22 protein-coding genes, 5 tRNA genes, 2 rRNA genes and 1 pseudogene are annotated in these 23,421 nt (G+C 45.1%); 17 read left to right on the top strand and 13 right to left on the bottom strand.

From position 1 onward, the window contains the following. Positions 1-7: 7 nt before the first annotated feature. Entirely contained in the window at positions 8-1,015 is a 1,008-nt protein-coding gene (locus tag QW284_07350; protein ID MEM0339479.1) for a substrate-binding domain-containing protein, read from the bottom strand. Continuing rightward, a complete protein-coding gene (locus tag QW284_07345; GenBank protein MEM0339478.1) occupies positions 1,015-2,043 on the bottom strand; it encodes a substrate-binding domain-containing protein in 1,029 nt (342 codons plus the stop codon). The genes QW284_07350 and QW284_07345 overlap by 1 nt, the downstream gene beginning before the upstream one ends. Before the next feature lie 262 nt (positions 2,044-2,305). Here QW284_07345 and QW284_07340 point away from each other — a divergent pair. The 13 genes and pseudogenes from QW284_07340 (at position 2,306) to QW284_07280 (ending at position 12,888) form a co-directional block, all read left to right on the top strand. Continuing rightward, positions 2,306-2,379: transfer RNA gene (locus QW284_07340), tRNA-Ile, on the top strand. A gap of 85 nt (positions 2,380-2,464) precedes the next feature. After that, positions 2,465-2,552, top strand: a tRNA-Leu gene (locus QW284_07335). A gap of 138 nt (positions 2,553-2,690) precedes the next feature. Next, entirely contained in the window at positions 2,691-2,876 is a 186-nt protein-coding gene (locus QW284_07330) for a hypothetical protein (GenBank protein MEM0339477.1), read from the top strand. Positions 2,877-2,920: 44 nt separating this feature from the next. After that, positions 2,921-2,996, top strand: a tRNA-Ala gene (locus tag QW284_07325). Between the two features lie 429 nt (positions 2,997-3,425). Further along, positions 3,426-4,934 (top strand): 16S ribosomal RNA (locus QW284_07320). Positions 4,935-5,100: 166 nt separating this feature from the next. After that, positions 5,101-8,181 (top strand): 23S ribosomal RNA (locus QW284_07315). Together the 16S and 23S rRNA genes with 1 tRNA gene alongside form the textbook arrangement of a ribosomal RNA operon. Positions 8,182-8,333: 152 nt before the next feature. Continuing rightward, the gene (locus QW284_07310) at positions 8,334-8,621 is read left to right on the top strand and encodes a hypothetical protein (protein ID MEM0339476.1); all 288 of its coding nucleotides are present in this window, start codon (positions 8,334-8,336) and stop codon (positions 8,619-8,621) included. 2 nt (positions 8,622-8,623) lie between these two features. Further along, positions 8,624-10,510, top strand: a complete 1,887-nt coding sequence (locus tag QW284_07305) for an arginine--tRNA ligase (GenBank protein MEM0339475.1) — start codon at positions 8,624-8,626, stop codon at positions 10,508-10,510. A gap of 14 nt (positions 10,511-10,524) precedes the next feature. Beyond that, on the top strand, positions 10,525-10,752 hold the full coding sequence (locus QW284_07300; protein ID MEM0339474.1) for a hypothetical protein: 228 nt from the start codon (positions 10,525-10,527) through the stop codon (positions 10,750-10,752). 148 nt (positions 10,753-10,900) lie between these two features. Further along, positions 10,901-11,188, top strand: a pseudogene (locus QW284_07295) (DNA-directed RNA polymerase subunit M). 128 nt (positions 11,189-11,316) lie between these two features. Beyond that, positions 11,317-12,090, top strand: a complete 774-nt coding sequence (locus QW284_07290) for a hypothetical protein (protein ID MEM0339473.1) — start codon at positions 11,317-11,319, stop codon at positions 12,088-12,090. 41 nt (positions 12,091-12,131) lie between these two features. Then, positions 12,132-12,207: transfer RNA gene (locus tag QW284_07285), tRNA-Asn, on the top strand. Between the two features lie 72 nt (positions 12,208-12,279). Further along, entirely contained in the window at positions 12,280-12,888 is a 609-nt protein-coding gene (locus QW284_07280) for a UbiX family flavin prenyltransferase (protein MEM0339472.1), read from the top strand. On the opposite strand, the gene QW284_07275 is transcribed toward QW284_07280, so the two are convergent. The 6 genes from QW284_07275 to glyS all read right to left on the bottom strand — a co-directional run bounded on the left by QW284_07275 (position 12,842) and on the right by glyS (position 17,321). Beyond that, positions 12,842-13,330 (bottom strand): hypothetical protein, encoded by a 489-nt coding sequence (locus QW284_07275; protein MEM0339471.1) that lies wholly within the window; start codon positions 13,328-13,330, stop codon positions 12,842-12,844. The genes QW284_07280 and QW284_07275 overlap by 47 nt on opposite strands. Before the next feature lie 49 nt (positions 13,331-13,379). Then, entirely contained in the window at positions 13,380-13,949 is a 570-nt protein-coding gene (gene endA / locus QW284_07270; GenBank protein MEM0339470.1) for a tRNA-intron lyase, read from the bottom strand. After that, entirely contained in the window at positions 13,922-14,581 is a 660-nt protein-coding gene (locus QW284_07265) for a hypothetical protein (protein ID MEM0339469.1), read from the bottom strand. Before QW284_07265 ends, endA begins: the two co-directional genes overlap by 28 nt. 71 nt (positions 14,582-14,652) lie before the next feature. After that, positions 14,653-15,069, bottom strand: a complete 417-nt coding sequence (locus QW284_07260) for a hypothetical protein (GenBank protein MEM0339468.1) — start codon at positions 15,067-15,069, stop codon at positions 14,653-14,655. A 15-nt stretch (positions 15,070-15,084) separates the two neighbouring features. Further along, positions 15,085-15,462: a hypothetical protein gene (locus QW284_07255; protein MEM0339467.1), complete on the bottom strand. Its 378-nt coding sequence runs from the start codon at positions 15,460-15,462 to the stop codon at positions 15,085-15,087. Positions 15,463-15,560: 98 nt separating this feature from the next. Then, positions 15,561-17,321: a glycine--tRNA ligase gene (gene glyS / locus QW284_07250; protein ID MEM0339466.1), complete on the bottom strand. Its 1,761-nt coding sequence runs from the start codon at positions 17,319-17,321 to the stop codon at positions 15,561-15,563. A gap of 98 nt (positions 17,322-17,419) precedes the next feature. Here glyS and speB point away from each other — a divergent pair, with 98 nt between their 5' ends. After that, positions 17,420-18,346, top strand: a complete 927-nt coding sequence (speB, locus tag QW284_07245; GenBank protein ID MEM0339465.1) for an agmatinase — start codon at positions 17,420-17,422, stop codon at positions 18,344-18,346. Here the strand turns inward: speB and QW284_07240 are convergent. Next, positions 18,341-18,416, bottom strand: a tRNA-Gln gene (locus tag QW284_07240). The genes speB and QW284_07240 overlap by 6 nt on opposite strands. A gap of 144 nt (positions 18,417-18,560) precedes the next feature. On the opposite strand from QW284_07240, the gene QW284_07235 reads away from it, so the two are divergent. Continuing rightward, a complete protein-coding gene (locus tag QW284_07235; GenBank protein ID MEM0339464.1) occupies positions 18,561-19,508 on the top strand; it encodes a transcription initiation factor IIB in 948 nt (315 codons plus the stop codon). A gap of 78 nt (positions 19,509-19,586) precedes the next feature. Here the strand turns inward: QW284_07235 and QW284_07230 are convergent, their stop codons facing one another. Beyond that, entirely contained in the window at positions 19,587-19,733 is a 147-nt protein-coding gene (locus tag QW284_07230; protein MEM0339463.1) for a DNA-directed RNA polymerase subunit P, read from the bottom strand. Between the two features lie 91 nt (positions 19,734-19,824). Here QW284_07230 and yciH point away from each other — a divergent pair, with 91 nt between their 5' ends. Next, positions 19,825-20,139: a stress response translation initiation inhibitor YciH gene (gene yciH / locus QW284_07225; protein MEM0339462.1), complete on the top strand. Its 315-nt coding sequence runs from the start codon at positions 19,825-19,827 to the stop codon at positions 20,137-20,139. A gap of 120 nt (positions 20,140-20,259) precedes the next feature. Here the strand turns inward: yciH and QW284_07220 are convergent, their stop codons facing one another. Continuing rightward, the gene (locus tag QW284_07220) at positions 20,260-21,153 is read right to left on the bottom strand and encodes a RimK family alpha-L-glutamate ligase (protein MEM0339461.1); all 894 of its coding nucleotides are present in this window, start codon (positions 21,151-21,153) and stop codon (positions 20,260-20,262) included. A gap of 28 nt (positions 21,154-21,181) precedes the next feature. Beyond that, complete coding sequence (locus tag QW284_07215; GenBank protein MEM0339460.1) at positions 21,182-21,796, bottom strand: DUF1614 domain-containing protein; 615 nt, start codon at positions 21,794-21,796, stop codon at positions 21,182-21,184. 77 nt (positions 21,797-21,873) lie between these two features. Here QW284_07215 and QW284_07210 point away from each other — a divergent pair, with 77 nt between their 5' ends. Further along, positions 21,874-22,686, top strand: a complete 813-nt coding sequence (locus QW284_07210; GenBank protein MEM0339459.1) for a hypothetical protein — start codon at positions 21,874-21,876, stop codon at positions 22,684-22,686. Here QW284_07210 and QW284_07205 read toward each other — a convergent pair. Then, positions 22,676-23,374, bottom strand: coding sequence for a metallophosphoesterase (locus QW284_07205; protein ID MEM0339458.1), 699 nt, complete (start codon positions 23,372-23,374; stop codon positions 22,676-22,678). The genes QW284_07210 and QW284_07205 overlap by 11 nt on opposite strands. Positions 23,375-23,421: the final 47 nt, after the last annotated feature.

Raw genomic sequence — 23,421 nt, 5'->3', positions numbered from 1 at the left:
TTTTTGTTTAGCCTAGTCTTGTTAAAGCATGCCAAGCCTGCTCTATTAAACTTTCATTGCCTCTAACAGGATTTACAAGACCCTTGTACTTAGTTGATAGGAGATCCTGCCCACCATTCAATATATAGTCGCTGAGCTTAAGCGCTATATACCACGTGTAGGGATTGTCGCAGGAACTAGCTTTTGAAAGGTACATCGAATACACGTTGACTAGGTAGAGCGGATCTCTTTTAAGTATCACAATATTCTTTAGCTTGCCCTGGTTAACGAGATTTAGATAGCTTCCAATATCTGTTAGCGTATAGGCATTTAGGTTGTCGGCCATTAGAAGCGTTTGGGCCATTCCCTGCCCACTCTTTAAATACCATGGCCTCCCTTCTGGATTGAGCTTGGTTAGATTCCATATCTGTAGTTCTCTGATGTTAGTACCTGACTGGTCACCTCTGCTAACAAACTTTGCCAAGCCCTTTTCGCCAGCTTCGTAGATCCTCTTGAAGGCGTCGACAGAATCAGAGGCGTTTCTCACATTTGCGGGGTCGCTGGATGGGCCAACAACAACAAATTCGTTGTATCCAAAGATAGCGAGCCTCATAATCTTTCCTTGATTCATGTATTGTAGCTCAGGTGATGGCGCATGCACAAACCCTATACATGCCGAGCCATCCGCCAAAAGCCTCAGTGCCTCGCCACTGCCTTTTGCAAGGACATTGAATGTTATGTTCATATGGGTCAAGTTGTTGAAGTTGTTGAAGAAGTCGTTAAGTATACCGATTTGGTATAGAGACGTTGTTGTTGCAATCACTATAGAGTTTTGCTGAGGTGTTTCCACAGTTTTCTCGCTGTAGTGTCTCCCAATGTAGTAGCCTGCAATACCTGCTATAATCACTATAATGATGAAGGCTACATACAATAGTGTTTTTCTCATTGACTTCCCACCTGAGGCTCTACAGCCTTGGCGCGGCTTTAAAAGCGTTATCGCAGGTCTTGGATAACGGTTCTTGTCAAAAGACTTCATCACAGCTTGATTATCTCCCCAATGTTTTTAGGAGCTCTATAACCTTCAAGCGATTCTATTATCGATATAAATTCTCTATCCTTTAAAATACTTGCAAACCTCTTTACAAATTCAATGTCTACGCTATCCAGCGAGAATACAAAGTCGAAGCTCTCCCAAGCTATGGGAATAAACTTTATGTTGTACATCTTGGACAAACATGCTATGCCAATCCCTATATCTGCCTCATTTTCGCTAACGGCTTTCGCAACATCGTTGTGTGTCTTCAGTTCCACAGTCTTCAATATAACGTTCTTCTCTTCTATCCCATGTTTGCTGAGATATTTTCTCAAAAGTGTGTTGAAAAGGAGTCTAGTTCCCGTGGCAGGGGGTCTCAAAGCAATTACTTGCTCCCCGTTTACAACACCTCTCAAAATGTCTTCTACATCCATTGTAGACTTTTTTAGGAAGAATCCTTGGAGTCTTTCATAGCCTTTGACAACCACAACCTTGTTTTCTAGTCCAAACATTTTCAAAGTCTCTATGTTGCTGGGGATGAGATCGCTGTTCACTATATGTATTCCAGCAAAATCTGATTCTCCTAATGTCAGAGAGGCTATTCCTGTTAGAGACCCAACCCACTCAGCATATACAAGTGTCTTGCTTTCCTCAAGAGCTTTGATTAAGTGGTTGAAGGCTATGTCGTGACTTCCCCTATAGTACAAGAATATGTTCTTGGCCTCTGGATATAGATTCTTGAATTCACCTGCAAAGATTCTGTGGTACTGGGATAATGTTTTCCTCAGCAGTTTTAAAGCATCTTCAGACAGAATAACACCACCGCCTTCTCTCCCACCCTTCTTTACATAGCCTATGTTAATCACATCGTCTACTCTCTTAATCAAGTTCCACGCTTTAGAATATCGCATGCCAAGTGCTTTCGCAGCTCTATTTATAGAACCATACCTGTAGACATTAATCAAAAGCCTGAGAACATCTACATCAACAGTTTTAAGATCTCTAGCATTCGAGGAGGCATCAGCAGGCATGGCAATAAAACCTCTGGTTTGGTAAACCTTGCTAGAGGCGATATAAAGATATATTAGCTGAGCGCAAAACGTCTTAAGTAAGAATAAAATTTGGTCTAGAGTACACCATCTTGTTAACGCGCTAAGCAACTACATAATCTAGAGCCGCAAAGGGCTAATGGGATTCGATGGGCGGACTGATAAAATGATGAACCATTGTAGAGCCAAGGCCCGCGGAAGCATATTAAAAGTTTAAAACTCTTACACATTAGAAATTATGACAGGGCCCGTAGCTCAGTTTGGTAGAGCGCCCGGCTGATAACCGGGAGGTCGGGGGTTCAAATCCCCCCGGGCCCACTTCTGGCAAGGGTTTCAACAACTTATTAACCTAGGAAAACAGAGAATTTTTGCAACATGTTACTAGATCAACTAGCACACTGGTGCGGGGGTGCCCGAGCTAGGCCAAAGGGGGCGGGCTCAAGACCCGCTGGCGTAGGCCTGCGTGGGTTCGAATCCCACCCCCCGCACCAACACTTTTCTATATTAGAGAATCCACGAGGCGGTCTAATTGTCGACCAAAACTTTATTTGGATTGTGTCTAAAGATTTTTGGATTTGAGCCCATAGCTATTTATACAGGGTTTAGAGAAATAGCTTTGGCGAGATTCGATGGCAGACAATAACAGACGTGGATGGTTGCTGAAATGTACTGTATGTGGTGTGAGATGGGTTTTAGAGGTAAGCTTTGATATAAGGGATGTAAAGTCTGTTTATCACTATTGCGAGACATGTAAGAAGAACACTTTTCATGAGGTTTTAGGTAGAGTAGAGAATGTAAATAACAATGATAAGTAATGCTTTTAATCCGCACAACAAATGATTAACCAAAGTGGTTCTGTGGGCCGGTAGCTCAGCTGGAAGAGCGCTCGGTTTGCACCCGAGAGGTCCCGGGTTCAAATCCCGGCCGGTCCACCAAAACATAATTTTGAATTTTGTTCTTATATCCATGTCATTACCTGTACATGCTCTAGGTGCTTTGAGAGCTATCCATAAGTTAAGCAAAAAATTCTATTGTTGTGTAAGGGAGAACATAATAAAAATCGCAAGAAAAATTAACTTAATTTTTTTATATGAAAGCTTTTAAGTGTGCAAAAGCTAAGGAGATAACCGCAACAAACTCATCCCGCGGTACCGGCGGCAAAGCGGGACTCGGGAAAAATCCCGTGAATGAACTGCTTGAACTCCAACCGCGGGAATACAGTGCTATAAAACCTCATCTTGAATGGGGACCCGAATAGACCCGGGGATCCCTACCCCGGGGAGGTCGGGTCTCACAGGGGTGTTTCACCACCAGAGAACCACGCAACAGCTTTACTCCCGCCACCCCGCGGCCTTGCGGCCGCGATACCGGTTGATCCTGCCGGACCCGACCGCTATCGGGGTGGGGCTAAGCCATGGAAGTCGTACGCCCCGCAAGTGCGGGGTGTGGCGGACGGCTGAGTAACACGTGGCTAACCTACCCTCGGGACGGGGATAGTCCCGGGAAACTGGGGCTAATCCCCGATAGGCGGAGAGGCCTGGAAGGGTCCTCCGCCGAAAGGGCTAGACCGCTGTGAAGGTCTAGCCGCCCGAGGATGGGGCTGCGGCCCATCATGGTTGTTGGCGGGGTAACGGCCCGCCAAGCCGATAACGGGTAGGGGCCGTGAGAGCGGGAGCCCCCAGATGGGCACTGAGACAAGGGCCCAGGCCCTACGGGGTGCACCAGGCGCGAAACCTCCGCAATGCGGGAAACCGTGACGGGGCCACCCCGAGTGCCCCGAAGAGGGGCTTTTCCCCGCTGTAAGAAGGCGGGGGAATAAGCGGGGGGCAAGTCTGGTGTCAGCCGCCGCGGTAATACCAGCCCCGCGAGTGGTCGGGACGCTTACTGGGCCTAAAGCGCCCGTAGCCGGCCCGGTAAGTCCCCACTGAAATCCCCGGGCTCAACCCGGGGACGGGTGGGGATACTGCCGGGCTAGGGGGCGGGAGAGGCCGAGGGTACTCCCGGGGTAGGGGCGAAATCCGATAATCCCGGGAGGACCACCAGTGGCGAAGGCGCTCGGCTGGAACGCGCCCGACGGTGAGGGGCGAAAGCCGGGGGAGCGAACCGGATTAGATACCCGGGTAGTCCCGGCTGTAAACGATGCGGGCTAGGTGTTGGGCGGGCTTTGAGCCCGCCCAGTGCCGCAGGGAAGCCGTTAAGCCCGCCGCCTGGGGAGTACGGCCGCAAGGCTGAAACTTAAAGGAATTGGCGGGGGAGCACCACAAGGGGTGGAGCCTGCGGCTCAATTGGAGTCAACGCCGGGAATCTTACCGGGGGCGACAGCAGGATGACGGCCAGGCTAACGACCTTGCCCGACGCGCTGAGAGGAGGTGCATGGCCGTCGCCAGCTCGTGCCGTGAGGCGTCCGGTTAAGTCCGGCAACGAGCGAGATCCCCACCCCCAGTTGCTACCCCGGTCTCCGGACCGGGGGCACACTGGGGGGACTGCCGCCGATAAGGCGGAGGAAGGAGGGGGCCACGGCAGGTCAGCATGCCCCGAATCCCCCGGGCTGCACGCGGGCTACAATGGCGGGGACAGCGGGTGCCGACCCCGAAAGGGGGAGGTAATCCCTGAAACCCCGCCGTGGTTGGGATCGAGGGCTGCAACTCGCCCTCGTGAACGTGGAATCCCTAGTAACCGCGCGTCAACATCGCGCGGTGAATACGTCCCTGCTCCTTGCACACACCGCCCGTCGCTCCACCCGAGCGGAGGAGGGGTGAGGCCCATTCCACTACCGGTTACCCGGTAGTGGGGTGGGTCGAACCTCTCCTCCGCAAGGGGGGAGAAGTCGTAACAAGGTAGCCGTACCGGAAGGTGCGGCTGGATCACCTCCTTAAATAAAGGGTGGCGGGAGTAGAGCTGCGTGAATGTTCTCTGGTGGTGAAACACCCCATATGATGTTGCTCGAAACCCCAACTCACTGGGGTTTCGAGCAGAACTAGCAAAGGGGTTAATCCCCTGATGAGCGCTGTGCAGACCCGATACACACCAGCCCCGCCCCAGACCTCGGCAAGAAGCCGCTCGGTGGATGGCTCGGCTTGGGCGCCGAGGAAGGGCGCGGCAAGCGGCGATATGCCTGGGGGAGGCGCAGGCAGCCGTTGAACCCAGGATCCCCGAATGGGAATTCCCGCCACGGGTCAAACCCGTGGCATCCGGGAAACCTGGGCAACCGGGGAGTACCGGAGGGGAACCCCCCGAACGGAAACATCTTAGTAGGGGGAGGAAGAGAAACTAATAAGGATCCCCTGAGTAGGGGCGACCGAAAGGGGGGAAGCTCAAACCAAATCCTCACGGGATAACCGTGAGGAGATGTGGTGTTGAGGCCGTCTATCGAGGACAGGCCCGACCCACGGTAGCCGAAGTGGGCTGGAAAGCCCCGCCGTAGAGGGTGATAGCCCCGTAGGCTAAACCGTGGGGGGCTGAGATAGACGGCCAGAGTACCACGGCTTGGTTTTGCCGTGGGAAGCTGGGGGGCACCAACCTCCAAAGCTAAATACGTCCCAAGACCGATAGCGAACTAAGTACCGTGAGGGAAAGCTGAAAAGTACCCCGGAAGGGGGGTGAAAAGAGCCTGAAACCGAGCGGCTAATCACGGTGCGGCCCGAAAGGGATGATCTTTCCCGAAGGAAACCCGGGTGACCGGGGAGTACGAGGGAAGGGGACCGGGGTCGCACCGTCCGTCTTGAAACACGGGCCGGGGAGTTCACAGCCGTGGCGAGGCTAAGGGGGTTAACCCCGAAGCCGTAGGGAAACCGACGGCCCGCAGCCGAGGTCTTCCTCGGCGAGGGGCGGGGTCCGACAAGGGCCTGTAGTCACGGCTGTGAGACCAGAAACCGGGCGATCTAGGCGGGGGCAGGGTGAAGCCGGGGGTATCCCCGGTGGAGGCCCGAAGGGGTGCTGACGTGCAATTCGCTCCCATGACCTCCGCCTAGGGGCGAAAGACCAATCTAGCCCGGTGATAGCTGGTTCCCCCCGAAGTGCGTCCCAGCGCAGCCCCGCCTGAGGGTGCCCACGGGGTAGAGCTACGGATCGGGGGTTGCTGGCGGGATGACCGCCAGTGCTCCCGGTCCAACTCCGAACCCGTGGGCCCCGTAGACGGCGGGAGTGGGGCACCCGGGGTAAGCCTGGGTGCCGAGAGGGGAACAACCCAGACCGGGGTTAAGGCCCCTAAGTGCCGGCTTAGTGCCAATCTCAAAGGGCGTCCCGAGCCTTAGACAGCGGGGAGGTGGGCCTAACAGCAGCCATCCTCTAAGGAGTGCGTAACAGCTCACCCGCCGAGGCTCGGGGCCCCGAAGATTGGTCGGGGCTAAGCCGGCCGCCGAGACCCCGGGGCAGAGCCGCTATGCGGCTCTGATCCGGTAGGGGGGCGCCGGAGTGGGACAGAAGCCGGGCCGTGAGGTCCGGTGGACCCGCTCCGGGTGCGGATCCCGGCGGTAGTAACAGCAAAGAGGGGTGAAAACCCCCTCCGCCGGAAGGACCAGGGTTCCTTGGCTACGATTGTCGGCCAAGGGTTAGCCGGTCCTAAGGCGGGCCGTAACTCGGACCCGCCGAAAGGGAAAGGGGTTAATATTCCCCTGCCGCGGGGGTAGGTGCGGCAACGCAAGCCCTGTCCCCGACGCCTCGGGGTAGGCCGACTGGGGCAGTCATGCCCCAGCTAACTACCCGAAGGCCGGGGAGTGCCGTAAAGGCGAGAACCGGCTGAAGGGAGGAATGGCCGCCCGTTAGGGCGGTTCGGCCGAGCCCTGGGGCCCATGAAAAGGGGACAGGGAACGATCCCCCGCGCCCGTACCGAGAACCGCCACAGGTGCTCCTGGGTGAGGAGCCCAAGGCGTGCGGGGGCTAACCCGGGCTAGGGAACTCGGCCAAGTTAGCCCCGTAACTTCGGGAGAAGGGGTACCTGCGGTTCTGGGGTTAACCCCTGGAACCGCAGGTCGCAGTGACTAGGGGGTCCTGACTGTTTAATAAAAACATAGGTCCCCGCTAGCCCGAAAGGGTGTGTACGGGGGCCGAATCCTGGCCACTGGCGGTCCGTGAAACCGGGGTTCAACCCGGCGAAGCGCCGCTGAAGGCCGGGGGTAACTCTGACCCTCTTAAGGTAGCCAAATGCCTTGCCGGGTAAGTTCCGGCGCGCATGAAGGGATCAACGAGGGCCCCACTGTCCCAGCCCGGGTCCCCGTGAAGCCCACGGAGCCGGTGCACAGGCCGGCATCCCCCCGTAGGGAGAGAAGACCTCGTGGAGCTTTACCGCAGCCCGGTGTATGCCCCCGGCCTCCGCTGCATAGCGTAGGCGGGACCCTGTGAGAACGGGCCTCCGGGTCCGTTGGAGGGGCCAATGAAACACCGCCCAGTGGGGGCCGGGGGCATTACCCTGGGGATTACCCAGGGGACAGCACCGGGTGGGCGGTTCGGCTGGGGCGGCACGCCCGCGAAAAGGTAACACGGGCGCCCAAAGGCCAGCTCAGGCGGGTCAGAACTCCGCCGTAGAGTGCAAGGGCAAAAGCTGGCCTGACCCGGCTCTTGACAGTAAGGGGCCGGGCCGGGAAACCGCGGCCTAGCGAACGCTCGTGCCCCCTTGGTGGGGGCCGGGCATGACAGAAAAGTTACCCCGAGGATAACAGGGTCGTCGCGGGCGAGAGCCCACATCGACCCCGCGGTTTGCTACATCGACGTCGGCTCTTCCCATCCTGGGGGTGCAGCAGCCCCCAAGGGTGGGGCTGCCCGCCCATTAAAGGGGAACGTGAGCTGGGTTTAGACCGTCGTGAGACAGGTCGGACTCTACCCACGGGGGGTGCAGGCCGCCTGAGGGGAAGGTGACCTCAGTACGAGAGGAACGGGTCGCCGCGGCCTCTGGTGTAGCGGTCGTCTGGCAAGGCGTATGCCGCGTAGCTACGCCGTGGGGGGTAACCGCTGAAAGCATCTAAGCGGGAACCCCTCCCCGAAAAGAGGCGGCCGTTCCCGGGCTTTGCCCGGGAGGAGGGCTCCCGTAGAAGACGGGGTTGATGGGGCGGGGGTGTATGCCCCGAGGGGCTTATGCCCCGAGGGGTGTAGCCCACCGCTCCCAATCGCCCGACGCCAGTCTGGGACGGGGCTGGGTATAAGCGGGTCTGCACAGCGCTCATCGGATTTTCTATGAATGTGTTTCTCGTGATGTGGGCTATACCCTTATTTTCTCCTGGTGCAGATAACTTGGTTTAGACAAGTTCATAGATAAACGTCTATGTGGTGAGAGCTTCATGACCGTGGATCAGCAGGTAGGTGAGAAGCAGAAGGATGCTAAAAAGGCTTGGATACAGAAAATGATAAGAAGTGCCAAGCTTCATCACAAGCTTTGCCCATTTTACGATAGGAAAAAGAGGCTCTGTTTTCTCAAGCTTGGAGAGAAGTGTACACTTGATGGAAGGTTTGAAAATTGTCAAATATTTATTGGGTTTCTTGATAGGAGATATGATGAGATTGTTGCATCAGGCAAACCTCTTCCAATAGATTTTGAGGATCCTCTGGTTCAGTTTGGTGTTTCATAACTATGTGTGGTAATCCACTAGAAGATGTTAGAGCTTGTATAGCAGAGTCGCTTGAGGCTTCAGTGGATAATGTGAGGATGGGGTTCGATATCCCGAGAGAGGAGTTTGGAGATGTTTCAATAATTTTGTCAAAGGCTATGATAGAAAGAGATAAGGTTTCGCCAGAGAAGCTCAAGGGCTGTAGGTTTGTATCTCAAGCTGATCTGAAGGGGATATACCTAAACATTTTCTTGGATAGAGAAAAGTTTACGCAACTGGTTTTGGGCTATGTTGTAGACAAGAAGGATTACGGTGTTTGTAGAGAGAAGATACAGAGAAACATTGTTGTAGAGTATGTTTCTGCGAACCCCATACACCCACTACACATAGGGGCAGCGAGAAACGCTGCACTAGGAAGCTTCATAGCAAGGATTCTCAGAGCCTTTGGAAACAATGTGCAGACAAGGTTTTATATAAACGATGCTGGGAGGCAAACAGCTATGGTTGCTCTAGGATTCAAGCTTCTCAAAGAGATTGAGAAGCCGGCTAATATGAAGTCTGACCACTGGGTGGGGATAATATATGCTATAACAAACACTGTTGCCGAAATCCAGAGGATTAAGAAAGAGCTTGAAAAAACAAGTGGGGAGGAGGCAAAGAAGCTGAGGAGTGAGCTCGATGAGCTTATGGCTGATGCAGCCAGGCTTTACAGTGTCGCTCCAGACGCATTCAACATCATATCAGAGGCTATGAAGAGCATAGACTTTGAAGAGGAGGTATCAAGAATAATGAAAGACTATGAAGAGGGAGAACAAAGCACAACATCTCTTGTTAGAAGCATAATAAACATGTGTATAGAGGGATTCAAAGAAACCCTCAAAAGATTTGGTGTAGAGATAGAGGTCTGGGACTGGGAAAGCGACCTCATATGGAGTGGCGAGGTAGAGAAAATATTAAGCGAGCTAAGAAAAAAAGCAACAATACACAAAGGGGCTTTGGCAATAGACTTCAAGGAAATAGACAGGGAAGACATTAGAGAGAGGCTCAGAATAGAAAAAAGCTTGGAAGTACCACCACTAATAATACAGAGAAGCGATGGAACAACACTCTACACTGTAAGAGACATTGCATATACCCTGAAAAAATTCAGAGAATTCAACGCAGATATGGTAATAAATGTGATCGCATCAGAACAAAAGCTACCGCAATCACAGCTGAGACTAGCACTATACATGCTGGGCTACACAAGAGAGGCCGAGAACCTTATCCACTATAGCTATGAGATTGTAAATGTTGAGGGTACGAAGATGAGCTCTAGAAGGGGAAGGATAATAACATTGGACGAGATAATGAATGAGGCTAAGAAAAGAGTTCTGATAGAGCTCGAGAAAAGAGGTGGAGGATCAGAGGAGGTAGCGGAGAAAGTAGGCATAGCAGCAATAAAATTCTACCTACTATCAGTATCCCCATCAAGACCAGTGAAGTTCGCATGGGACTCTGTTCTAAACTTTGAAAGAAACTCTGCCCCCTACCTACTATATACATATGCTAGGACAGAAGGGATATTCAGAAAAGCAAGAGAGCTGGGAATAGAGCTGAACTGGACCAAAATGCTCCAGAAAATTGACAAGAGGCTAGCTGAAAACACTAGGAGGTGGAGACTGATAAAACTTGTTGCATCATTTCCAGACATTCTGTATAAGAGCTACAGAGAGTTGGATCCATCACCACTGGCTATATATACCTTGAAAGTAGCTGACGAATTCAATACTTGGTATGATGAAGAGCCAATAGTTCTTGAAAAAGATGAGAGTCTGAGAGACTCGAAAATACTGCTAGTGTATGCAGTAAATAAAGTACTTAGAAACTCTCTCCAGATGCTAGGTATAGAGCCCATAGACAGAATGTGAAAATGGTAAAAACTATGAGTGAATGCACAAACACTGTATCCACATACGATCTTGAGGGTTATGCGATGGCAGGTCTTGTAATGGAATCCAAATATGTATCGTGTGGAAAAGGAAAAGAGAGAATAATTGTTAAGCTAGCAGATGGCAGAACCGTGTGTAGCGAATGCACAGAAACAAAATTTATTGAAACAGCAAAAAGGGTTGTCGAGCTATACAAAGCATTTAGGTTGTTGCAGAAATGATGAATGGTATTACCACAGAGCCGCAAGCGATGAAGAAGACACTAGACACTGAACCATATTGACAGCTATAAATTTATAAACCTTTAAAGATAGATAGCTAGGAATCAATCAGATTTGCTTAAGGTGGTGAAAAACGCAGTTTTGTCCGAAGTGCGGAGGCTTAATGAAGCCAATGAAAAAAGATGATGGTTCAATGGTTTTGAAATGTAGTAAGTGTGGCTATGAAATACCCTTCTCCGGACCCTCTTCTGGAGCTGGCTATACAATGGGTATACAGACGTCATCTAGCGACAGGGTTAAAACAACATCTGTTATAAGTGAGGGGAAAAAGATTGGGAGGAAGAAGGAGGAGATAGAGCAGGAAAAAGAGGAGTACTACAAAGAGATTTTCCTCGATCTCCTCCACGAGGAGGAGTATGGCGGTGAAGAAACATAGATATTGATGTTGAAGATTATCTAAAGAGAATTGTTGATAAAGCCGAGAAAGAGTCCGACAATATATACAACAGATTGGTTGATAGTATTAGCTCTAAGAGATCGATCGCAATAATATATTGTGGATCTGTGGAGGGCGTTGCAAGGCATTTAGAATCAATTCTAAGAATATCAAAACCAGGGATCAATCTATTGACAATGCATGGAGATTATATACACAACATAATGCTACCTTATGTAAGCGAGTCTATAGACCATGCAGTAATCTTTTCACATAGCCTTGCAATATCATGCCTACAGAGAACATATCAATCACTAAAGCTTCTAGGTGTTGATCTTTCTGCAATTGCTCCAAAACCAATTAGTATAGAAAGGTCTTTGAAATTTGATGAAGAGAGCCTTATAGAAATCGATGAAAGAGTGTACAGGTTGGCAACAACTTTGGCTAGTATAAAACTTGGTGTTAAGCTTGGTGGCAGGGATATTCAAAGAATTAAGAGAATGGAGCAGGAGGTGACACTATCTAGCATAGTTGGGGATATAACGAAGAAGTTCGGTGAGGATGCTGATAAGGCTAGGGAATGCGATTTGGTCACAGCTACATACTCTATGCTGAGTGTCGCAGAGGAGCTTGGAGATCTAGGCTACTTATATACTACAGTCGATAAACTACACAAGTTTATAAGGATTGCAAGAAACGTTGCAACATTCTATACAACAGCAGAGGAGCACATAATGAGAGAGGTCATATTAAGTACAAAGAGGTTTACCACACAGAAAAGCTTTGTGGAGATAAAGATTAATACAGATCCTTTTACAGCACCATTATACGGATTGGTCATAGCCTCTTACATCTCATTGAAGAATCTTCGTAAAGAAGAGAGTACGAGATTAATTATATAAGCTTTTAGACTCTGCACAAAACTAGGAGTCTTGTGTGCGGCGCCGGGGTAGCTCAGCTGGTAGAGCGCGGGGCTGTTAACCCCGTGGTCGGAGGTTCGAATCCTCCCCCCGGCGCCAAACCAATGTTGTCAAACTATGATGAGGCTTGAAAGGGTTGATTTGTGATAGGCTCGCGCAGGTCTGAATCCAATGAAGATTTTCCTTGGAGTTACTGGTGCTAGTGGATGTGTTATAGCATTGCGATTAGCAGAGGTTTTGAATAGCCTTGGCCACGAGGTTTATGCAACAGTTTCAGAAAATGCACTGGTTGTAGTTGATTATGAGTGCAAAAATAGGAGCTGGTTCCTAGATAAGATAAAAAGCTTTTCAAAGGTTCTTTACAGCGAAAAAGATCTTCATGTAGCTATTGCTAGTAGTAGCAATGCTCTTGATGCATACATAATCGCACCAGCATCGATAAAAACCATTGCAATGATTACTAATGGGCTAGCCGATAACCTAATTGTAAGGGCTTCTTTAATAGGATTGCGAATGAAGAAACCTGTGGTAGCTGTTGTTAGAGAGGCCCCATTAGGTGTTGTAGAACTCAACGTTCTTCTCAATGCGGCTAAACTAGGTATATCAATTGTGCCTGCTGTTATAGGTTTTTACTCACATCCACAAAGTCTTAGAGACGTTGTAGACTTTATAGTAGGTAAGGTGCTCGATCTTTTAGGCATAGAGCATAATCTGTATAGAAGATGGGGAGGCTCTAAAGATCCTCAAACCCGAGATCCTTGCGAATACCTCTACGACTAAGCAAGTTCTTAAGGCTATCCGAGCCCTCTTGTTTCTCAACCTCCTTCAAAAACTCGTTCTCGGACTTTTCGCTACTCTTAATAGCTGCAAGGCATCTGCCATCCGGCAAAAGATATCTATTGCTACAGGATGCATATTGACACTTGTATCCAATGCAGTAGTCATTTACCCAAGTACACCATGCCATAGGCTTTCCATCAATAAGTTTTAGTATCAGTGCTCTTTTTGCACATCTGAACAAGGGACACGAAGGGCTGCACTGGCTTCCAATAGGCCTTGGTACAAGCTCTTGTCTACTCTCTTTATGCTCTACATATTGGCGGTGTATAGGCTTTGAATGTCTCTCATCTCTTCTAGTATAGTTCTCTCCTCTTGAGGCTTGGCCATGCCTAGGAAAGTGCTTACCTTGTCTCTCCCTACCATCTTCCTTCTTATTATGCAAACGATTTTCACCATTCCCAATAGACAAAACTTCTATTTCTGGGTTTATCCTATAACTTAACCCATTTAAAAATTATATAGTTTACAGAGTAATCCTTCTCATTTACAATAGCCAGAACAGACTTCTTCCTAACACTATGCCCCATCCTTCCAAGCCCCACTATGTCCACAGCCCTTAAATAGTCATTACTTGAAGCTACCGTTACAACATATGGTGCATGTTCGAGACCAGGACCGAGTTCATATACTGTAAAGTCTGATCCAAATTTCATTCCACTTCTAACTATGTAGCCTTGTTCCCTCAAATGCTTAAAAACAGTATACTTTCTCTTGAACTGTGGCATAATATTCACAAAATACTTTTCAAGATCGCTACAACTGATTCTGGATCCGTGAAGCAGCGGAGCTGCCACACCTTTTTCACATAGATACAATGATTCATACATTGATAAGATAAGTGGTGTATTATATACAGCGTTTGGATTGGGTTTTGCAACACCTAATGGCTTGCCTATGAACATCTTGAAAAGCTTCATAGCCTTCTCAACATCGGCTACAATACCCTTCCAGCCGACAATGTATATGCTTACCCTTAGCTCTTCTTCGCTATGTGAAGGCATAATAAAGCCTCGTATAGTTTAGATGCTGATTCCGCCAGATCCGCGGCGTTGTCTGATAACACATATGAGTATGTATCATCATACACATTATTGGCTAGAGCCTCGTAAACATAGCTCTCTATACTGTTTACGGTTTTTGACAGATAATCTATTGTTTCATCAATTTTGTTGCTTCTTGAGATTAATGCAGAAAAGTAGTTTGTTACAGTCTTCAGATATGAAATTATCATGTTCACTAATTTCTGTACCTGGATAAGGAATTCTTCATTTCCTTTTATTCTTTTCAGTGATGTATTTATAAGCACCAAAACCTTGTATACATCTTGAAGAATGTTCCTGATGTTGTTAAGCAAATTCATGTAATGCACTGTATATGAAAAAGTTGTTGAAACCTTTGCTAGGTAAATGTATGAAGACTCTATAGAATCCTTACAACTATGGAACAGAGCCACAGCCTTCTGAAGTCTATTTTTAGCACCTTCTAATCTATCTGAGATCATATCATCCAATATTTCTTTGATTATTTCAGCTAGTTGAGCGATCTTTGCAGTTGTATTGCCAAGGCTCTCTATAAGGGATTCCTCTGCTATTGATAATTGCATAATGTCTGGGCTCAGCACATCGCTAGGCAAACTCTCTTCACCATGATATGTTTACATCTGCTAAATTAGAAGCTGTAGAGAGAATATAAATGTTATCATGTTTATGCCTCTTTAAGAAGGGATTGCACATGCATATTAATGACTTTTGCAAGCTCTTTTATCTTGGCAATCCTTTCAATTTCCTCATCAATAACTATTTCAATGTTCATTAAACTTTTTCTATATGTTTCTAGATTACTCCAAAACTCCATCTCCTCGGTTGTGGCCACCTCGTATATGAAGAATGTGAGTAGATCCAGTTTGGTAAGAGATTCTTGGTCTAGCTCTTTTAGGTTGTACTGTGTTATGGAATAGAGTGTTGCACCAAGTTTCTGGGACAAGCTCTTTAGTTTTTTCACATACTGCTCAAATGTTTTTGTAGATGCGCTATTAAGTGGTTCTAGTCTTACCTTCCTACTTTTTCTTAGATGCTTACTATGCTCATGCACCACATTTTCTAGGAGCGTTATTATGCTCATGCACCTGTCCCAGATCTAAGCAGCTCTAATGGTGCATATACTGTTATCTGCTATACCATTCTTTTTCATTAGCTCGGGATTCACATAGACAAAGTTTGGAGATGCAGAATCATCTATCACAGCTTTTAATTTAAACCTCTTCTTGCCAGCCACACTAATTTCTATGTAATCTCTTATACTCAATTCTTTTGCCAATGATGAAGCAATTTTCGCTTCACTTTCATTAACACTATTGTCATATAGTAGTCTAAGCCGCTTCTCCTTTGCTCCTTGCTTCTTCCTAGACAAAACTTCTGATGGCGGTGGTACAACTGCTAGCAGCTTCTTCAAATCTATTTTCTCATGTTGCTCGATCTCCTCTGTAGCATCATTCTTAACACTATCACTACTCACGTCAAAAACCACCTTCAATTATCAATCAAGGAATATAGCTTTACATAAAATAAAAGTCTTTCTATCTTTAACTGCAAACTCTTTTTACTTCCTAACTTCTAATCTGACTGAGATTCTATTACTGGGTACCCCAAACCGAGGATGTCCACACCCTTAAGCCCCATATCAATCACCTTTGCAACATCATTAATTGGTACACGAATCTGTTTTCTAGTATCCCTATCTCTGATTGTGACATCTCTTTTGTTTATAGAGTCATAGTCTACAGTAATGACATATGGTATTCCAATTTCATCTGCTTGGGCATATTTCTTGCCTATTGATCCGCCCTCTAGGTATCGTACATAGTAGAGCTTTTTGAGCGTATTGAAGATTTCTTGAGCGATTTTCTCGAGAGGCTCCTTATCAACTAGCGTGGCTATGCCAACTTTTATTGGCGCTAGCCTCTTTGGTATTCTAAGCACGGTTCTGTCCCCTTCTTCGCTATAGGCATACTCTAACACAACATACATGAGTCTCTCAGCGCCAAAAGAAGGCTCAGCAACGTGGGGAATGAACTTCTCTGTCCACGCACTCTCTTCAACCGTTTCAATCCTTAGAACGTTTTTGGGTATGTCAACGCCGCCAATATTAATGTAATCGCCTTTAGTCTCTTCAACAATCTTCATAAGATCCTCATTACTTGTCGTAGCCAGGGCTCTAAATATTGTAGAGGCTTTGGCGCCAAACATGCTTACAATAGCATTTTTATCATATTTAACAACAACCCTCTTAATTATTTTAGGGGATTTTAACTGTCTTATAGCATATAGATCAGCTTTGCTAAACGCAATATGTCTTTCAAGATCGTAGACATGGCGATACGCATGCCCAGAAACCTCTAGTTTACCCAGCTTCTCAACAAGGACTATCTGGTCGAAGGTCTGTTTGGAGTAGTGTGCTCTTTCACTAGGTAGCTTCTCCTCAAAATATGTTTTTTCATTAGCTACACCAAGGGCATTGATAAACCTCTTTGCTATACACATCCAATATGCTAGCCAGGGGCTTATAATTATTTTTTCATTGAATGCCTCTACAACATTTACTGAAATATATTTATCCTCTCCTCTACTTCTCTGCTCAGCTGTTAAGATATTTATTCTCTCATTTGCACAATTCTCGTAAAGCAGTTCACAACGAGGGTCTGTATCGTCGTAGAAAAACTCTATTTCCATGATCGTAAACTCTCTTAGTCTTATCGGTCCTTGTCTAGGCGAGATCTCGTTTCGCGCTACCCTCCCTATCTGCGCTATTCCAACAGGCAGCCTTCTCCTCATCAATTCATATACACGTTTAAAGTTTATGAACATACCCTGGGCAGCTTCAGGCCTCAAATAGGCTAGGTTGCTTGGAGAGTATGGACCTATGTATGTTTGGAAAAGTAATAGAAATTTGTGGACATTTCCAAGAGGACCTCCACAGATAGGGCACTTAATGTTATTCTCTCTTATCAGTTTGTCTAGTTCCTCAGCACCGAGCCCCTCTGCTGATATTCCTAGCTTTTCCTCAACTAGGTGATCTGCTCTAAAGATTCTGTGGCACTGTAGACATTCCACAGCATAGTCTGTAAAGTTCTCTTCATGTCCGCTAGCCCTAAGCACCATTGCTGGTGTAATAATTGGGGTCTCGATCTCTATAACAAAGTCTTGGTGTTGTTTAATAAAATATTCTCTCCAAAGCTCAATAACGTTGTTTTTTAGTAACACACCCAGAGGTCCAAGGTCGTAGAATCCTGCTTGTCCTCCATAAATTTCATAGGATTGCCACAGAAAGCCCTTTCGAACAGCAAAGTCTATGATCTTATCATATTTTGACGACATCCTGCATCACTATATTGCTTACCTGTAGATATTCTCATCTTTTAACTTAAAAACTTAAGCTATAGAGAATTTAAAATCGTTTAGACGGGCGATAACATATGAAAAACATCTATCTAAGTAACATCTTAGAGTCAAATGCTTTTCTCGGATTCAATAAATCACTTGAAGAAACGCCATTCATGGTTGTTGGAGCTCCACTAGATATGTCAACATCGTATAGAGGGGGTTGTAGCAGAGCACCAAAAGCGTTGAGAGAAGCCTCAAAATCTCTTGAGCTCTGTACAGCGCTCTCAAATATTGATTTAGAGCAAATCGGTTTCCATGATCTTGGAGACATAGTTTTAGCACCAGGCGATATTTTACAGTCTTTGGCCCGGATCGAGAATGTCATTTACGAAATACTTGGATACAACAAAATCGTGTTTATACTGGGTGGCGAGCATACTATAACTCTACCAGCATTCAAGGCTTTTTCTAAGCGCTTTCAAGACCCATGCCTAATAGTTTTTGATGCTCACACTGATCTTAGACACGAGTATTTGGGATCTAGGTACAATCATGCAACAGTTATTAAGAGGGTATCTGAAGAGGCTCAATACAAGAAGATAATAATTGTTGGGGCAAGAGCTATAAGCAGAGAGGAGATAGAACAAGTCAAAAGCATGGATAGCAGAATAAGTGTTATTAGGGTAACAGGCTCAGTCCAGGCTAACGTTATAGAGCGCCTAGAAAAGGAAATTGAAGTCTGTAAAAATAATCCAAAGTATCTCTCAATAGACATTGACTTTATGGATCCATCGTACGCGCCAGGTGTTCAAACACCAGAGCCTTTAGGGTCAACACCAACAGATTTGTTGAATGCTATAAGTAGGATTGTAGACGAAAAGTTGCTTGCTATTGACATTGTTGAGATAACCCCAGAGCACGATCTTTCGGAGATAACAACTTTTTTAGGCGCTAAAATATTGACGGAAATTGCAGGGATGGTCGCAAGGAGGTTAAATATAGGAAGTGGTTGTTGGTAGCCGGGCGGGGATTCGAACCCCGGTCACGGGGGCCAGAGCCCCGCATCCTTGGCCGCTAGACGACCCGGCTTCATAGGCAGTTTATTTTTGTGGAGTATTTAAGTCTATGTCAATATTCTTAAACTTTAATTAAATGTTCAACAAAATCGATGCAATATATTGTGGCGAAAAGTTTATAAACCTTTTGCAAGAAGGATTAAGAGGCGTTATAAAAATGGTTATAAGGCCTTCTGAGCCTTCTCAAGAAGATATTTTATCTCAGTGTCCCAGCGGAAACATAATTTATGATGAAGTTAGGGGGGAGTGGATATGTGCAGATAGTGGTGAGGTTATCGCCGAGCATGTTATTGATAGAGGTCCTGAGTGGAGGGCTTTTACAGCCGAGGAGAGGGACAGGAGAAGCAGGGCTGGCGGTCCAATAAATGTTGCTCTACATGATAGTGGCCTCTCAACAGTTATAGACTGGTATGATAGGGATGTGACTGGAAGAAAGCTTGATCTTAAGAAAAGACTGGAACTTATAAGAATTAGAAAGTGGCATAGCAGAATGAGGATTCAAAGTGCTGTAGATAGAAACCTCATACAAGCTCTAAATGAACTCGATAGACTTGCTGACCAGCTGAACCTCCCTAGAACTGTTAGAGAAGAAGCTGCAATGATCTATAGAAAAGCTGTTGAGAGAGAGCTTGTGAGGGGCAGGGCTATAGATAGCATGGTTGCGGCTGCACTTTACGCAGCTTGCAGAATCCATGGAGTTCCTAGAACGCTAGATGAGATTTCAAAGTTTGCTAAAAGCACTAGAAAGGAGATTGCAAGATGCTATAGACTACTTCTTAGAGAACTTAGCTTAAAAATACCTATTGTTGATGCAGCAGACCATGCACAAAGAATTGCATCAATTTTAGGGCTAAGCGGGGCAACAGTAAAAACAGCTATCGAAATCATTCAGAAAGCTAGGGAACGCGGGGTCACAGCTGGTAGAGACCCAGCAGGTGTTGCAGCAGCAGCTGTTTACATAGCAGCGCTCTTAAACGATGAGAGAAGAACGCAGAAAGAAGTGGCAATGGCTGCAGGCGTTACAGAGGTTACTGTAAGAAATAGATACAAAGAGCTCATCAGTGTATTGAGTAGTGAAGAGCTTAAGGGCGGTAAAAAGTATTAGCAACTTGGCATCTTTGTATTGCAAGTACATGTAATTGTTGTCTTGACCAAGTCATCAAGGCTCATATAATTTTATTGGCTAGATAGCCCTAATAGTCTTTACTTCGCCACTTCTGGCCTTAGCTATAACCCTATATCCGCAATAAGGGCATCTTATAGTCATCATAACTGTTAGTTGAGATTCATCAAATTCTCTTCTGCATCGTATACATATATACTTGACCATGGGCAGACGCCTAGCATGTACTTAAACAGAGTCTGCACGAAGTAAACTTTTAAACTCTTCTGTACAAAGACCTTTTTGGGCATGTAAACAAATGAAATCAGAATTAGAGTGTATGGGACTACCACCAGAGCTATGCACACAGTTAGAAATGGAATCACAAGTAATCAAAATCAAGCTGGAACATAGAAAGATGGGTAAGGTTGTCACAGTTGTTGAAGGGATTGATGAAAAAGCATTTGATTTGAAAAAGCTAGCCTCTTACTTGAAAACAAAATTGGCTGCTGGGGGAACTATTAAGAACGGTAGAATAGAGATTCAAGGCGATCATAGATCAAGGTTGAAAAAAATATTGATTGAAGAGTTTGGTTTTAAACCGGAGAACATAGTGTTCATAGAAGAAGAGTGAGGGTGTAGTTGCTACATACAAAATATTTTTGCATAGAAATTGCGTAAAAAAGAAAATGCATTACTTACTCAGTGCGAGAGCTTATCATCATACATCCGACCTCAGATGGTTTGCTTATCATCATTTTCTAGCAAGTTGCAATACATACCTTGCTATATTTTTCGCTGGGTTAATACCTGTAACCTTTTGTATTCCTCTCCACTGGGGCGATGCATTAACTTCAAAAACTACGTAACCCTCCTTCGTTTCTCCAAAGTCTATGCCTGCATAGTGAAGCTTTAAAACATCTAAGATTTTAAATGAATATTCCTCCAGCTCTCTATCAAGTTTCTCAATAGGTTTTGCAATGGCTCCTTGCGCTATGTTTGTCTTCCAATTCTTGGGGTCAGTTTGTATTCTATAGTAAGCAGTAACAACGTCATTACCAACAACCAGCACCCTGATGTCCCTGCTAGGCTTCTCGATAAACTCTTGAACATATATAGGCTGTTTTATCTGTGCAAGAGTCTTTCCTATGGTATATGCAAGATCCGGATTATCAACCTTTATAACCCCAAAACCGAGACTGCCTATAAGAGGTTTTATAACAGCTTTAGAAAGTGTTTCAACAGCCTTGATTGCCGTGTAGTGATCTTCTACAACAATAGTCTTTGGAACTGGTATCCCAGCCCTACTGAGCAGGCATAGGCTTAGATATTTGTCTCTTGCTGTCACATATGACTCAACTGGATTCACAACTGGTATACCTGTAAGCTCCACATGTTTGAATAGGTCAACTCTTCGAAGATATGTTTCAACAGTTGTTGCAACACCTAAATCACGTAGGATAACAGCATCAAAGTCAACAGGTTTCAAAGAGCTTGTATAAACTATTTCATGGATCCCACCAATAAATGATGTTATATCTGATGGTCTTATATACGTAGCTTCACCACCTAACTCCTCTATTGCTAACATTATTTGTCTAACACTCCAGGGGGGTATGGGTTTATCTGCTACAACACCTACCTTCATACTAATCATCATTGTCCTAAGTCTTTCACTAAACACTTTTTGTAAGACATATAAGTGTTGTTAAAGATTTACAAAATATCTCTAGCCATTCTATCGCTATGGTTGAAACATATATTGCATCATATTCGCCAGCACCGCCAATAATCAACATCTTTGCTCTCATTTCATTGGTAAAATAAACACCATGTAGAATATCAGATCCTATTATTATGCCTAACTGCGTAACTAATGGAAGTACATGAGGATAGAATTCACTACCACCATACAGAAATGATGTCAATATAAAATATGGCATCACATATCTTAGAATATTTATGGCAAAAAATTTGCTAGTTATTATGGTATTTAATGATGATAATGCTATAGCCAAGCTAATTAGAAAAAATAGTGATAAATAGTCTATACTTTGGAAACTCCATAGAGCCATCAATGTTGATGTTACCAGAGGAACCACAGCCCCTCTTAGATCTAACGCTATTCTTCTAACAATCAAACTAACAGCATTCTTAGAAGCTTTTAATCTAATAAAATCTATGCTAAGAACTACTATCAGCACTGCTATAGCTATTGATATATCTTTCAATACTGCAAAGCTATAGACAATTATAGTTGCTATAAATAGAACATGGATTTTTGTATTCAATAGAATCACCTCTTAATGCATTTGATTAAAGCAAATAAATTAAGTTGTGAGACTGTTTATCTCAAGGTAATGAAAAGATGATAACGGAGGTTATCAAAGCACTGTTTTATGCGTGCAACAGCTACCCCAAGATATCAGCTCCTCACAGGTATAGCCTCTCAGATGATTTTGAGTTATGTGTTCTTTCTTCGATATTGCCAGCTACAACATCTCATGAGATTGTATACAATATTGTTGCTGAGCTCAGGTCTGGGAGGAGAACTATAAGGGAGCTAGAAATAGGCAAGATGATCACGAGGAATATAATGCTTCTTTTAAAGGAGCTGGGATACAACATTCCAATACCAGTTGTGATATCATCAACAATTATTTTGTACATAGATGCCTATCTTTCTAACAAAATAGAAAAAGAGTTTCATGAAGCAGTTAAAAAAGTTTTCAATGCTTTAAATTTAACTCCATCCCAAGAAACCGTGGAATTGCTTAAGATATTTAATAATGTAGGTGGAGAGTTTCGCAAAATTATTGATGCGAGTGAACTTACAGAGAGGAGGGTACTTACTGAGGATCTAAGCTTGGGTCAGATGTTTTCAATTATATCAAGATATAACAAAGGCTTTGCATTCTTTATATCACTACAAAGAATCTTGAACGTTTTAACAATGGCAGACAACCTCTTCAAATCTCTTCAAAGCATTAATAATATCTTATCAAAAATATTCATAGAGCTTGCGAAAGACGACATCCCAACTGGAATAGACTTTGATAAAACAGTTTTCGCTAACCTCATAAAAATAGATTTGGAGATGAGAAAGAAGGGCATTGATCTTACATATCTAATGCCATATATAATGCTAGCATCTTTCTACTTAGTGAAAACTAAATTGTAATTAGTTTAACGCCTTTATTAGCAGGTATAGAAACATTGTAAATAGCTGTGCCATTTATATTAGCTTCTGTTTTTTGAGAGTTATGAGCATGACCATGTATAGCGATATCAGGTTTTATATCCATGCCTTCTATTATAGGATATCCCAAGAAATGATATATCGATGGGTTTTCCCCAAAGATTGTGAGATAACTTGAGGCATAATGTGTTATCAAGATGGTGTAATAATCTTTTTTGCAGGCTCTGACCATATTTATGATGTTCCCTAAATTCCTAGAATAAATATTTTCAATTCCTTTAATATTTCTCTGTTGCCATGTAGTAGGCTTTTTTAATACTCCTCGATCTCCTACAAAGCAAATTTCAAAGTCATCTAACTTAACAATTCTGTAACTGTTATTAAGCCATATTACTTGAGGATAAGCCGAATAGTAATTTTCTTCTGTACCAAAATATTCTTCATTACCAAAGACCGCTATAACAATTGGCCTGCTATAAATGTGTGGAAAAAGCTTCTGTAGAACGGATAAGACTACTCTCATGTACTCAATCCTTCCCTTATCAACAATATCTCCAGCCATAACAATAAAATCAACATTCTTAACATTGATTCTATTTAATGAGGATATCAACATACTTAGATACTGCATGCCATGAACATCGGCAAAAGCAATAATTTTTATAGTCATAATTCCGACCAATCTAAAAAGCAAAATTCAGCATCTCAGCTTATAAA

This window comes from Ignisphaera sp. (genome assembly GCA_038735125.1).
In the GTDB taxonomy this organism is placed as follows: domain Archaea; phylum Thermoproteota; class Thermoprotei_A; order Sulfolobales; family Ignisphaeraceae; genus Ignisphaera.
This window is presented reverse-complemented; position numbering and strand designations above follow the sequence as displayed.